Annotated in this window: 13 protein-coding genes; 9 read left to right on the plus strand and 4 right to left on the minus strand. The window is 70.2% G+C overall.

Going from position 1 to position 12,899, the window contains the following annotated elements; all coding sequences use genetic code 11:
* Positions 1-24 precede the first annotated feature (24 nt).
* The 7 genes from QSK18_RS18165 to QSK18_RS18195 all read left to right on the plus strand — a co-directional run bounded on the left by QSK18_RS18165 (position 25) and on the right by QSK18_RS18195 (position 6,731).
* Positions 25-591: a hypothetical protein gene (locus QSK18_RS18165; RefSeq protein WP_285620922.1), complete on the plus strand. Its 567-nt coding sequence runs from the start codon at positions 25-27 to the stop codon at positions 589-591.
* A gap of 71 nt (positions 592-662) precedes the next feature.
* A complete protein-coding gene (locus tag QSK18_RS18170; RefSeq protein ID WP_285620925.1) occupies positions 663-1,232 on the plus strand; it encodes a hypothetical protein in 570 nt (189 codons plus the stop codon).
* A 6-nt stretch (positions 1,233-1,238) separates the two neighbouring features.
* Positions 1,239-2,441: an efflux RND transporter periplasmic adaptor subunit gene (locus tag QSK18_RS18175; RefSeq protein ID WP_232809826.1), complete on the plus strand. Its 1,203-nt coding sequence runs from the start codon at positions 1,239-1,241 to the stop codon at positions 2,439-2,441.
* Positions 2,438-3,109, plus strand: coding sequence for an ABC transporter ATP-binding protein (locus tag QSK18_RS18180; protein ID WP_232809825.1), 672 nt, complete (start codon positions 2,438-2,440; stop codon positions 3,107-3,109). Before QSK18_RS18175 ends, QSK18_RS18180 begins: the two co-directional genes overlap by 4 nt.
* Positions 3,096-4,295: an ABC transporter permease gene (locus QSK18_RS18185; RefSeq protein WP_232809824.1), complete on the plus strand. Its 1,200-nt coding sequence runs from the start codon at positions 3,096-3,098 to the stop codon at positions 4,293-4,295. The genes QSK18_RS18180 and QSK18_RS18185 overlap by 14 nt, the downstream gene beginning before the upstream one ends.
* Complete coding sequence (locus tag QSK18_RS18190) at positions 4,288-4,971, plus strand: response regulator transcription factor (protein WP_232809823.1); 684 nt, start codon at positions 4,288-4,290, stop codon at positions 4,969-4,971. The genes QSK18_RS18185 and QSK18_RS18190 overlap by 8 nt, the downstream gene beginning before the upstream one ends.
* Positions 4,968-6,731: a sensor histidine kinase gene (locus QSK18_RS18195; RefSeq protein WP_285620931.1), complete on the plus strand. Its 1,764-nt coding sequence runs from the start codon at positions 4,968-4,970 to the stop codon at positions 6,729-6,731. The genes QSK18_RS18190 and QSK18_RS18195 overlap by 4 nt, the downstream gene beginning before the upstream one ends.
* Positions 6,732-6,797: 66 nt before the next feature.
* Here QSK18_RS18195 and QSK18_RS18200 read toward each other — a convergent pair whose 3' ends face one another.
* Entirely contained in the window at positions 6,798-7,466 is a 669-nt protein-coding gene (locus QSK18_RS18200) for an immunity protein CdiI family protein (RefSeq protein ID WP_285620933.1), read from the minus strand.
* A gap of 296 nt (positions 7,467-7,762) precedes the next feature.
* On the opposite strand from QSK18_RS18200, the gene QSK18_RS18205 reads away from it, so the two are divergent.
* Positions 7,763-8,113: a hypothetical protein gene (locus tag QSK18_RS18205; RefSeq protein ID WP_285620936.1), complete on the plus strand. Its 351-nt coding sequence runs from the start codon at positions 7,763-7,765 to the stop codon at positions 8,111-8,113.
* A 171-nt stretch (positions 8,114-8,284) separates the two neighbouring features.
* On the opposite strand, the gene QSK18_RS18210 is transcribed toward QSK18_RS18205, so the two are convergent.
* The 3 genes from QSK18_RS18210 to QSK18_RS18220 form a co-directional block, all read right to left on the minus strand.
* Positions 8,285-9,076 carry a hypothetical protein gene (locus QSK18_RS18210; protein WP_232809819.1) on the minus strand — a complete coding sequence of 264 codons (792 nt, stop codon included), beginning with the start codon at positions 9,074-9,076 and terminating at the stop codon, positions 8,285-8,287.
* 106 nt (positions 9,077-9,182) lie between these two features.
* Positions 9,183-11,654, minus strand: coding sequence for an MMPL family transporter (locus QSK18_RS18215; protein ID WP_285620941.1), 2,472 nt, complete (start codon positions 11,652-11,654; stop codon positions 9,183-9,185).
* Between the two features lie 41 nt (positions 11,655-11,695).
* The gene (locus QSK18_RS18220) at positions 11,696-12,382 is read right to left on the minus strand and encodes a TetR/AcrR family transcriptional regulator (protein WP_285620943.1); all 687 of its coding nucleotides are present in this window, start codon (positions 12,380-12,382) and stop codon (positions 11,696-11,698) included.
* 87 nt (positions 12,383-12,469) lie between these two features.
* Between QSK18_RS18220 and QSK18_RS18225 the strand changes: the two genes are divergently transcribed.
* The gene (locus QSK18_RS18225; RefSeq protein ID WP_285620946.1) at positions 12,470-12,883 is read left to right on the plus strand and encodes a pentapeptide repeat-containing protein; all 414 of its coding nucleotides are present in this window, start codon (positions 12,470-12,472) and stop codon (positions 12,881-12,883) included.
* The last annotated feature ends 16 nt before the right edge of the window (positions 12,884-12,899 follow it).

Genomic DNA, 12,899 nt, shown 5'->3' on the forward strand with positions numbered 1-12,899 from the left:
GTTCGTCCCCGATAGGTTCGTTCCGTGAGTGAAGCCCCCCGGGCGGTGCAGATCACCCCATACTTCTTCCGGCCGGACAGGATGCTGCGAAGTTTCGATGGCGTAGCCGCTGAACCGGCCACCTCCCTACTCAACGTCTACGCCGAACCGCAGGCAGCAGCGCAGTTGTGGCGCAAGGGGAATCGCGATGGATGGTTGCGGCTCAGCTACCACGGCCATGACCTGATCCGGCCGGAGCACTGGGACGATGTGGGGGATCTCATGGACTTGGTGCTGCACACCGTCGGCGGCTTCGTGACGTCCGGCGCGGGAGAAGCGCTGTTTCCCGACCAGCCGCTGCCCCTCAGGATGTACCAAGAGGGGGCGGTGGCGATGTTCTCGGTCGGGCAGGAGCGGCGGGCCGTCGATCCGGCAGACTTCGTTCCCGGTGTCCTGGATGCCACGCAGACCTTCTACACCTGGCTCGGCCAGTACGTGCCGGAGGCGAACGAGGTGAGAGAGCTCGACGCAATTGCCAGGTTGCGAGAGCGATTCCAGGAGGATCCGCCCAGGGCCGCTCCATGGTTGCGGTACCCCTCCGGCACAGCCTGACCGGTTCATGACAATGAGCCGCCAGGCTCAGCCGCATGGTCCTCACGAAGACAGCACAGACCCTCGCAGGCATGAGTCTCCTGGCCACCGCGCTCCTGACCAGCGCCTGCGCAGGCGGTGACGAACCGGCTGGGACGCCGGTCGCCTCGGTGGCCGCCCCGGCGGGGGCCGAGGGCACGACCTCCAGCAGCACGTCCAAGGCGGTCACTGCGAAACTGGACCGGCAGTTGAAACTCGGCTTCACCCCGCAGGAGGAGCAGCGCCTGCTCGACGCGTACTACGCCTGCTGGGCCCAGGAGGGCGTACCCGACACGAAGATGCCGAACGGCGAGAGCGGCGGGCGGCTTCTGACCTACAAGATGGATCCCGAGCGCTGGCAGAAGGCGGTGGATGCGTGCTCGGACAGCGAGCCGCTCTATCCTCCGGAGACCGACCCGCAGACCAACCCCGGCTACTGGGACCAGCTGCGCACACAACTGGCCTGCATGACCGGCAAGGGCTACGCCATGGAGATCCGCGAGGGATCGCAGGGACTGTGGGTCGCCCCGGCCACCAAGGCCAACCTGGCCAAGGCTGAGAGCCCGCAGGGCACGGCCGACCTGAATGCCTGTGAGGCGCAGGCTTTCGGCGACAAGGGCTGAGATCAGGTGCGTGCTCAGCGGATGATCGGGCTGGCCGGGCTGTCGGTGGCTCTGGTGCTCGGGGGCGGGTATCTCGTGCATCACGGCCTAGACCGGCAGGACGTGGCGATGCCACTCTCGGACGTTCAGGTGGCGACCGTGGCGGTGGAGAGGACCGACCTGTCGGACAGCTGGACCGAGGCGGGGACGGTGGGCTACCAGAAACAGCGCACCATCCGAGGCGCTTCCCCGGGGGTGGTGACCTGGCTGCCGAAGTCCGGGGCGCTCAAGCGGCGCGGTGACGCGCTGCTGCGGGTGGACGATCGCCCGGTCACGCTGTTCTACGGCCGCACACCGGCTTTCCGGGATCTGGACACCGTCGGGCAGGTCGGCCGGGACGTGCGGGTGATCGCCGTGAACCTCCAGGCCATGGGATACGAGATCGGCTCCCAGCCCGCCGTGGGCACGGTGGTGAGGGTGCCGGACGTTGCGCCCGACGATTCTTCCGAGACTGCCAGACCGGCGAAGGACGACAGCGAACGCGAGGAGCCCGGTCCCGGCGCGCAGGGGAAGGCTTCGGGGTACCAGGTCAGGCTGACCGAGCACGACGCTGTGTTCACCGCGGCCCTGCGCGCTGCGGTGCGAAGGTGGCAGCAGAACATCGGCAGCCAGCCCGTGGACGGCACGGTGAGACGGGGCGATGTGCTGGTCCTGCCGGGCGCCGTGCGGGTCGGGGCGCTCTCGGCCCGGCTGGGTGACGACGCCGGCGGCGACCTGATGGCGGTCAGTGCTCAGGCCAAGGCCGTCACGGTCGAGCTGCCCATGGAGCGCGCCGACCAGGTCAGGGCCGGGCAGAGGGTGCGCGTGGTGCTCCCCGACGGAAGGGCGGCCCGTGCGAAGGTCCACACGGTCAGCACGAACATCGTCGCGGGCCAGGAGGAGGACCCGGCCTCGGGCCCGAAGGTCACCGTCACGCTCGGGCTGGACAAGCCGTCCCTGCTCGCCCGCATCAGTTCGACCCCGGTCGACGTGCAGTTCACCGGGACCACGCACCGGGCCGTGCTCGCGGTGCCGGTCGGCGCACTCCTGGCCCTCAGCGGGGGCGGGTACGGCGTGCAGATCTCCGCAGGCGCCGTGGTCGCCGTCGAGACCGGGCTGTACGCCGACGGCAAGGTCGAGATCACCGGTGACGGCATCGCCGAGGGCACTGTGGTGGAGACGACGTCATGAGCGTTCTGGAGGTACGCAACGCGAGCGTCCGCTTCCCGGGCGCGGTCACGGCCCTGCACGAGGTTTCGCTGAGCGTGGGGGCGGGTGAGTTCGTGGCGGTCCTGGGGCCCTCCGGATCGGGAAAGTCCACGCTGCTCAACATCATGGGCACCCTGACCCGCCCGAGCGAGGGCACGGTGCTGATCGACGGCATCGACGTCGCCGGGATGTCCGACCGCCGCCTGTCGGGACTGCGGGCCCGCCGGCTGGGCTTCGTCTTCCAGCACTTTCACCTCACCGACGGGCTGAGCGCCGCCGCGAACGTGGCGACCGGGCTGCTGTACGCCGGCGTCCCCCGCCGCCTGCGCACGGGCCGGGCCCACGCGGCCCTGGAGCGCGTCGGCCTGGCCCACCGCACGGCCCACACCCCGCAACAGCTCTCGGGCGGTGAACGCCAGCGCGTGGCGATCGCCCGGGCCCTGGTCAACGACCCGGCCCTGGTGCTGGCCGACGAGCCGACCGGTGCCCTCGACAGGACCAACGGCGCGTCCGTACTGCAGTTGCTGCAGGACCTCAACAGGCAGGGAACCACCATCGTGCTCATCACCCACGACCAGGACATCGCCGCCCAGCTACCGCGCCAGGTGCGGCTTCTCGACGGGCGGGTGGTCTGCGATGCGCGGCTCTGAGTCCCCCCGGCTGGACCCGCTGGACCTGCTCGGGCTGGGACTGCTGGGCATCCGGACCCGCAAGGCCCGCGCCGCGCTGTCGGCTCTGGGCATCGCCATCGGCGTCGCCACCCTGGTCCTGGTCACGGCCGTGCCCGCCTCCAGCCGCCAGGCCCTGGACGAGGAGCTCTCGGCCCTGGGCACCGACCGGCTGCAGGCCGCCCCGGCCCCCGACCAGGACCCACCGGTGCAGCTGCCCGCCGAGGCCGCCGACATGGTGGCCCGCATAGGGCCGGTGACCCACGCCAGCGCAGTCGGCGACTGGGGGCTGCGCGTCACCCGCACCGACCGCACCGGGCCGGGAGACTTCAACGCCCTGGCCGTGCTCGCAGCCCGGACCGACCTGCTGCAGGCCGTCGAGGGCACCGTACGCGAGGGGAAGTTCCTGGACCCGGCCACGGCCGCCTACCCCACCGCGGTCCTGGGAAAGGTCGCCGCCGACAGACTCGGTTTCAGCCAGGTCGGAGTGGACGAGCCCGCACGGGTGTTCGTCGGTGGCCGATGGTTCACCGTGATCGGCATCCTCGACCCGGTGCCGCTCTCGGCCGAGCTCGACCGCGCGGTCATGGTGGGCTGGCCGGTCGCGGCGGACCTGCTGCGCTTCGACGGCCGGCCCACCCGGATCTACGTGCGCACGAGCGACGAGCAGGTCGAGGCCGTGGAACAGGTCCTGGCGGCCACGGTTTTCCCGCAGCACCCCAGCGACGTGCTGGTGACCCGCCCGGCCGACGCCCTGAGCGCCAAACGCGCGGTGGCCCAGACCTTTGGCGCGCTCTTTCTCGCCCTGGCCGGCGTCGCCCTGCTCGTCGGCGGCATCGGGGTGGCCAACACCATGTACATCTCGGTGCTGGAACGCCGGCGTGAGATCGGCCTGCGCCGGGCCCTGGGCGCCCACCGCGGCCAGATCCGCACACAGTTCGTGACCGAGTCGGTCGTGCTCTCCCTGCTGGGCGCGGCCGCCGGGGTGTCCGCCGGGGTACTCGCGGTGCTGGGCTACTGTGCCTTCCAGGGCTGGCCGGTGACGATCCCGCCGGGCGCGACACTCGGCGGACTCGGGGGAGCCGTGGTGATCGGCGCCCTCGCGGGCCTGTACCCGGCGGTCCGGGCTGCCCGCACGGATCCCACGGAGTCGTTGTCCAGTGTCTGAAGCGAGCGTCCTCCTCGCCGAGGACGACCCCCGCCAGGCCGAGGTGGTGCGCCGCTACCTCACCGACGCCGGGTACGACGTCCAGGTGACGCACGACGGGGCCACCGCCCTGAACCTGGCCCGCACCCGGCGACCCGACCTGGTCGTCCTCGACGTCCTGATGCCCGGCCTGGACGGGCTGAGCGTCTGCCGGAGACTGCGCGAGATCTCCGACGTGCCCATCCTCATGCTCACGGCCCTGTCCCAGGAGGACGACCTGCTCACCGGGCTGGACGTCGGGGCCGACGACTACATGACCAAGCCCTTCAGCCCCCGCGAACTGACCGCACGCGTCCGTACGCTGCTGCGCCGGGCCGCACGCCACCGCGACGCCGAACCGGTACTGCGCGTGGGCCCCCTCGTCGTCCTGCCGCAACGACACCAGGCCTTCCTCGACGGCACCGAGATCGACTGCACCCCGGGCGAGTTCGCGGTCCTCGCGGCGCTCGCGTCCCGGCCCGGCTCGGTCCTCAGCCGGGGCCAGCTGCTGCAGCACACCGCCGGGCTGGAGCGCGGCGCGACCGAACGCGGCATCGACATGCACGTGCTGAACCTGCGCCGCAAGATCGAGCCCGACCCCCGTCGTCCGCAGTACCTCACCACCGTCTACGGCGTCGGCTACCGGCTGGGCGCATGATCCGCCTACGGCACCGGCTGCTCACCCGGCTGCTGGCCACCTCGCTGCTCATCGTGGTGATGGCCGTCACCGCCACCGCCTGGCTGGCCACCCGCACCGCCACCCAGGCCCTGCAGCAGGCCCAGGGGCGCACCCTGTCCGACGAAAGGGCTCTGTACGACACGTTGACGAAGTACGCCGCCACCCACCCGAACTGGTCGGGAGTGGACGACCTGGTGACCGAGCAGGCGGCCGTCCTGGAGCGGCGCGTCACCCTGACCACCCCCGAGCAGCAGGTGCTGGCCGACTCCGCCCCCGGTCTCGCGCTGCCGGGCGCCCAGCCGGTGGCGACGATCGATCCACTGCGCACCGACACGGGCCCGCCGGGCGAGCCGGGCACGTTCGACGCCCGCGCGGTCGGCCCCTTCCGGCTCACCGCCGACGAGGTGACGATGAGCCGGAAACTGACCACAGACGTCATGAGCTGTCTTCGCAAGATCAGCGCGCGCGGACAGCTGGAGCAGTCCCCCAGCGGCCGCTGGATCGTCGAGATCATTGCTGACCCCAGCGGCGAGGCACCCGCGTGCACCTCGGTGTTCTCCAGCCAGTACCTGCCCACCGAGCGACGCGCCCTGAAGGCGCTCAGGCAGGACGTGGCGCAGTGCCTGGGCAAGGCCCGCGACGCCGTCGAGATCGTCGTGGCGATGAACCCGACCCGGATGCCCCCCACCTTCGCGGTGGTCGACAGGACGGCCCGCCCCAGCAGCAACGACCGGCTGCAGTCCTGCCTGGACCGCTCCCGTCGCGAGCAGCTGCGCCCGTGGACAGCACCGGCGGCCCAGCTGTACCTGACCGACCCCGACACCGGCCGGGCCGCGACCACGTTCGAGCTGTCCCGGGACAACGTGGTGCGCATCGTCCTGGTGGCCGGCGCGGTGGTGCTGGCCGCCGCCGCGCTGACCGTGCTGGTGGGCCGCCGGCTCGTGCGCCCGCTGCGGGTGCTGGCCGAGGGCGCGGCCCGCCAGCAGCCGGTACCGGTCCTGTCGAAGGACGAGATCGGTGCGGTGGCCCTCGCCCTGAACGAGGCGATGCAGCGCCGGGACACCGCCGAGGAACAGCGCCGCGCACTGGTCAGCGACGTGGCGCACGAGCTGCGCAGTCCCCTGACGAACATCCGCAGCTGGCTGGAGGCGACCCAGGACGGCCTGGCCGAGCCCGACACGAACCTGATCGAACTGCTGCACGAGGAGACCGTCGTCCTCGAGCACATCCTGCGGGACATGTCCGACCTCGCAGCAGCGGACGCAGGACGTCTGCGGGTCCGGCCGGTGCGCCTGGACCTGCACGAGGTCGTGGAGTTCGTGGTGGACGCGCATCGGGGCGGGGCGGAGGGAGCCGGAGTGCGGTTGACGGACGCGGTGGACGACGGCGTCCCGGTGCTCGCCGACCCCGTGCGGTTACGCCAGGCGCTGGGGAACCTGGTCTCCAACGGCATCCGCTACACCCCGGCCGGCGGGACGGTGCGCGTCAGCGGTTCGCGCGCCGGGGACCGGGCCGTCATCACGGTCGAGGACACCGGGGTCGGGATCGCACCCGAGCATCTGCCGCACGTGTTCGACCGGTTCTGGCGCGCCGACCACTCCCGGGCCCGGGCCACGGGCGGCAGCGGCCTCGGCCTGGCCATCGCCCGTCAGCTCCTCGAGGCCCAGGCCGGAACGATCACAGTGGCCAGCAGCCTCGGGAAAGGGACGACGTTCACCGTCACCGTCCCGGCAGCCTGAACCGATGCGCGGGCCAACGACGACCGATCGTTTCCCCGCAGGCACGCGGCAGCCTGCACCACCCGATCAGACGCTGTGCAGAGGACGGTCGTCGTCGGCGTGGAAGTAACGCACGTCCAGGTCCGGCAGTTCTCGCTGCAGCTCGTACGCCAGGTCCAGACCCTGCCGGACCCACGCAGCCTCGATCTCGGGACTCTCCCACTCGAAGTCGGTCAGTGCGAGCTGCTCGAACTGCTCGTTCCAGGCCCGCAGCCGCTGCACGAGAGCGTCAGAGACGCCCAGCTCGGCCAACGACACCGGTTCGCCCGTTCCCACCGGCCGGTCCCACACCGGGTCCTCCACGCTGTACTCGGCCATCACCAGCAGCGCCTGCGGCCGGTACGCCTGTCCCTCCTGCTGGAGCACGAGGCGATCTGCTCTCCACTGCAGCTCAAAGCCTGGCCGCCGCTTGCCCTCGACCAGAGCCAGCAGGTCGATCAGGAACGAGCGGTCACGCGCCAGGTCAGAAAGAGTCCTGCCAGCCTCGAGCTGCCCACGCAGGTGCTCGCCGGCCACCGCCTGCGCGCGAGGTCCAAGCAGGCCGCTGATGTGGTCCTGGATGAAGTGCATGACCTCGTCCGGGACACCACCTCTTTCGTAGGAGTCCTCCAGAAGCAGCCACGCTCGCAGAGCATCCAGGGCCTCGGCCCGGTGTTTTCCTTCTTCTGCTGCCTGCCGCAGCATGTCCTCGTCCACCCCGCGATCCTGCCAGCAGATCTCGTGACCAGAAGCGTCTGGTGCACGCCCGATCTGGGAGGTCGCACGCCTGCTGTCCGCAAAGATGTCCGGTGTTCGGCGCCCGGCCCGCACCGGACATCGGAACCCATGCACCATCACCGCAGGTCAGAACGAGTCTCGCCAGTCCGTTGTCCGGATTTGTCCTCAATTCTCGGCTCTGCCCTTTCGCGGCGTTCCACAGTTGTCTGCGCTGGCCGCTCTGGGCGTTGCAGCTCCCGCCTGGGGAGCCACCGGGACGGCATGGGGAGGACAACATGCGCAAGGAACTGCGCCTTCTATTGGTGCTGGGACTGCTCCTGGTAGGGGTCGCCGCACCGGCGACCGGCGCGCAGGCCGGCACCACGTGTGCCTATCCGTTCCGCTCCGAGACCGAGAACCGGCTCTCTTCCGGCAACTACGTCATGGTCGCCCGGAACTGGTGCGGCAGCGGCACCCGGCGGCTGATCAACACCCCGCCCTGCGGCTCGGAGGACCAGGTCAAGTTCCTGTCATCCGGCCAGGACACACCGTTCGCCCAGGACTGGGACACCTTCCGGGTCGAGGTGGGGTGCCAGGTCACCATGAAGCTTACGACTACCTGCCCATCCAGAACTGGAACTACGTGACCGTCGACAGCCGCGGCAGCAGCAGGTCGCTGTGGGTCAAGGTGGCCGACGACCAGACCGCGACGATCGTCTCGCGCAGCTGCTGACACCAGCACTGACGTAACGTTCGCGGCGCCCAGATCTTTCGAGGAACGGGCGCCGCGGACACCGCCATGTGGAGCCCAGCCGGTGTCAGTAGACCGGTTCGGCGATCTCGCCGTTGTCACCACAGGTCACGGACTGAGCGCGAGTGACCTCGGCCGAGCCTTCGGCGAGATCGGTCCCCAGCACCTCGCTCGGGCCGTTGCTCGCCTGCCTGCCGGTCTCGTCGATGCTGACCGTCCTGCGGGAGACCTTGTACGTCTGCTTCGTCGCGTCGTACTCGGCCCGGTAGCCGACCAGTTCACGCGACGACCCCTCCGAGACGCAACCGACCCCGTCCCCGGTCCCGTCGTAGCCCAGATCGAAGAGGTAGGGTCGGTTCTCGGCGTTCGTGGTGGCCACGATGTAGCAGTTGACCACGCTGTACAGAGCCGCCGAGCGACCCAGGTTCACCAGGATCACGGCCGATCCGTCTCCCAGTCGCCCGGCCACAGCGCTGACCCGGTCCCCGACGCGCTGTTCCTGGGCACCCTCGTCCCACTGATTCAGCACGACGGAGAAGCGGGCCCCACTGGCCGTGGTGACCCCGAGCAGCCGCAGCCCCTCATCGTGAGCCAGCCACAACTCGTCCGCAGATCCGTCACCGTCCAGGTCGTCCGTGGCGACCCGGTTGGACTCGCTGGGCACCGCCCCTCCACCGGCCGGGCACCCCGGCCCGCCTGCGGACGAGGCAAGGCCCGCGGGACCGGCCGTTCCTTGGACGACGACCGGGTCAGCGGCCTCGGGCGTGCCTGCGCAGGCCGACAGCAGCAGGACCAGCGGTACGGCCAGCTTCAGCAGCGCCGGACGGCCGGACCAGTCGCGTCCCTCGCGGGTTGTCATGAACACGAACATACGGGGCAATGCGATGGCCCTGACGGCGGGGCCACGAGCCCAGCCCAAACGTCAGCGAGCCCGCCCGGAACGTCCGGGCGGGCTCGCTGAGGTGTTAGTGCGTGACCTGGGTTTCGGTCTCCTGCGGGGGCGCGGAGTGCGCCCGTTCCAGCTTGGCTCCCTCGACGTCGATGTCGGGGATGATGCGGTCCATCCACTTCGGCAGCCACCAGGCCTTGTCGCCCAGCAGGTGCATGGCCGCCGGGATCAGCAGCATGCGCACCACGAACGCGTCCAGCAGGACGCCGAAGGCCAGGCCGAAACCGATCGGCTTGATGGTGGTGTCGTGGGAGAAGATGAAGCCCGCGAAGACCGAGATCATGATGATCGCGGCCGCGGTCACCACGCTGCGGCCGGCCCGGAAACCGCGGAGCACGGCCACCCGGGCGGGGGCGCCGTGAGCGTAGGCCTCGCGCATGCCCGAGACCAGGAACAGCTGGTAGTCCATCGCCAGGCCGAACAGGATGCCGGTCTGGATGATCGGCAGGAAGCTCAGGATCGGCGCCGGGTCGTGCACGCCGAACAGGCCCGACAGCCAGCCCTCCTGGAAGATCGCGGTGATCCCGCCGAAGGCCGCCAGCAGCGAGAGCACGAACCCGAGGGTCGCGGTCAGCGGCACCAGGATGGAACGGAACACCAGGATCAGGATCAGCAGCGACAGACCCACCACCAGCACGAGGTAGATCGGCAGGGCGTCCGAGAGCTTCTGCGAGACGTCGATGTTCGCGCTGGCGTTACCGGCGACGCCGAGGGTGGCGGTGCCGCCGTCCGAGGTCCGGGGTGTCAGTTCACGCAAATTATGGACGAGGTCGGCGGTCGACTCGCTGTTGGGTCCCCCTTCGGGGAGCACCTGGAAAGCGATGGCAGAACGGTCTTTCGAGGCGCTGATCGGAACGACCGCGCTGACGTCGCCCTCGTCGAAGACGGCCTGACCGATGGCGGCCTGCTCGGCCGTCAGTGCGGCCTCCTCGACCGGCTTGGGCAGATTGGCCACCACCAGCAGCGGGCCGTTGAAGCCCTCGCCGAACTTCTCTTCCTGGACCTGGTAGGCCTGGTAGCCCGGGGAGTCCTCGGGCTGGCTGGCGCCGTCCGGAAGCCCCAGCCGCATGTTCAGCGCGGGCAGGGCGATCACGGCCAGCACGGCGATGCCGGCGATCAGGGTGAGTACGGACGTGCGTGTCGACATGGTGCTGTCGGTCCCCATCACCGGGGTGGAAGCGTTCGCGTCGGCGCGTTCCTTCTTACGCAGGATGCGCACTCCGACCAGCGACAGCAGCGCCGGGGTGAAGGTCGTGGCAACCAGAATCGCGACCAGGACGGCCCCGGCGGCGACGGTTCCCATCAGCCCCAGGAACGGGATGCCGGTGACGTTCAGGGCCAGCAGCGCCACGATGACCGTCGCCCCCGCGAACACGACCGCGTTGCCCGAGGTCCCGTTGGCCAGGCCGATCGACTCGTGCAGGTCCATGCCCTGCTTGAGCTGGTTGCGGTGGCGGTTGAGGATGAACAGGGAGTAGTCGATGCCGACCGCCAGGCCGAGCATGACCCCCAGGACCGGGGTCACCGACTGGAAGTCCACCAGACCCGAGAACGACATTGCCGCCAGGGTGGCGACACCGACCCCCAGCAGGGCGCTGACCAGCGGCAGCGCGGCACCCACGAGCGTGCCGAGCATGACCACCAGGACGATCGCGGCGATCACGACACCGACGATCTCGCCCGGGCCGAGGATTGACGGGGCGGTCTGCGAGATCTCCTGCGACAGCAGCGAGTTGACGCCGTCGATCGCGTTGTCGTCGATGACGTCGGCGATCTCGGTCTTGGTCTCGTCCGGGACCTCGGCGTTGGGCAGGCTGAAGGAGACGGTGCCGACGGCCGCGGAGGCGTCGTCGGAGACGAACCGGAAGCCCGATGACAGTTGGCCCACCTGGGTGCCGGCTTCGAGGGCCGCCGTCTGCTGTTCGACCTGGGTGCGCTGGGCCTGGAGCTCGGCCCGGCCGCGGTCGATCTCCTCCTGAGCCGCCTCCAGCTGCTCCGCGCCCGCGTCGCCGGCCTGCTCGCGCTGCTGGTCCAGCTGTTGCTGCGCCTGGTCCAGCTGCTTCTCGCCGTCCTCCAGGGCGCTCTGGCCCTGCTCGAGCTGCTTGCGGCCCTCGCTCAGCTCGGCGGCGCTCTTCTCCAGCTGGGCCTGCGTGGCGAACGGGTCGGTGACGCCGGTGACGCCCTCGACCTGGCCGATGCTCTTGAGCAGGTCGGCGACAGCGGCCTTCTGCGGGTCGGTGAACGCCGAGCCGTTGGTGGTCTCGAACACGACGCTGCCGGAGCCACCGCTGGTGGACTCGAACTCGGAGGCCAGCTGATCGGTGACCTTGCTGGTGGGCGTGTCCGGGATCGAGATGGCCGACGAGATCGCCCCCGAGAACAGGACGAACGTGATCAGCCCGATCACGAGGGCCACCAGCCAGCCCCCCATGACGGCCCAGCGCCGGTGCGCCGCGAACCGTCCTACGCGATAAAGAATTTCAGCCATGGTGCGAGTCCAGAGTCCTTCCTAGCGGACGAGTGCCCCGTTCAGCGGGCAGGTCGGCCCTGACCTGCCCCCGAGACCCGACCGAGATGCCCGTACCCGTGGGCGAGCTGGTCGAGCAGACGAGTCATGTAGGTGTTCCACGCGCGCCGGGACCCGGCGGTGACCGGGACGGCGTTCTCCTTCAGCCACAGAACGGCGATGACGCCGACGCCGTTCATCAGGAATGCGACGCTCAGGCGCAGCCCGACCGGGTCCAGCTCGGGGGCGTGCCCGGCGATCTTCGCGGTCAGCCGCTCCCCCACGCGGTCCAGGGCGGCCTGGAAGATGCTCTGAGTCCGTCGCCTCTCCTCCTCCACACCCCCGAGGCTGCCGTGGATCTCGGCGATGGCGCGGGGCAGGTCGGCCTCCTGGACCGCGACGCACAGGCAGTCGAGCACCCGGGCCGGTTCGGCCTCCTGCGGCAGCTTCTGCAGGTGCTCCTCGAGATGGTCGACCACCTGGCCCGCCACGTCCTCGAGGATCTCCTCGCACACGGCCACCAGCAGGGCCTCGAACGTGGCGAAGTGGTTGAACACGGTGCGCCGGGACACTCCGGCCTCGGCGGCGACCTGGTCGACGGTGAAACCCTCGGCGCCGGATCCGGCGGCCAGCCGTCGGGCTGCGGCCAGGATCGCGACGTGGCGCTGCTCGCGCAGGACGCTCCGCCCGTCGGTCCGCTCCTGGGTCACGGCGACGAACGTAACAGAACTTGCACGGGATGCAATTAGACGGGTCCGCCGGCCGTTCCCTGATCGTCCGGCAGGGAGAATGCGCGCATGAGTCGTTCGTCATCGGCCGGAACGCGCGAGATGCTGGCGAGCGCCACCTACGGCCATTCCCTGGAGCGGCTCACCTTCGACGGCCTGCAGTTGCTGTCGTTACGACTGCCCGATCTTCTCTGGCTGAAGCGGTGCTCCTTCGTGGGCGCCGACCTGCGCCACGCCACCCTGGAGGGCGCCCGGCTCATCCTGTGCGACCTTCGGGACGCCGACCTGAGAGGTGCGTCCTTGCGCGGCACCGCCTTCTCGGGGTGCGACCTACGGGGGGCCGATCTGCGCGGCGCCGACCTCAGGCATCTGCGCTTCGGCAGCGTGAACACCGGCAACGCAGACGGCCGCACACTCGTGACCGGTGTGCGCAGCGACCGCGGCGTCGACCTGACCACATACTTCGAAGACCATCAAGGTTAGACAGAATCAGGGACCA

This window comes from Kineosporia sp. NBRC 101677, from assembly GCF_030269265.1.
GTDB lineage: Bacteria > Actinomycetota > Actinomycetes > Actinomycetales > Kineosporiaceae > Kineosporia > Kineosporia rhizophila.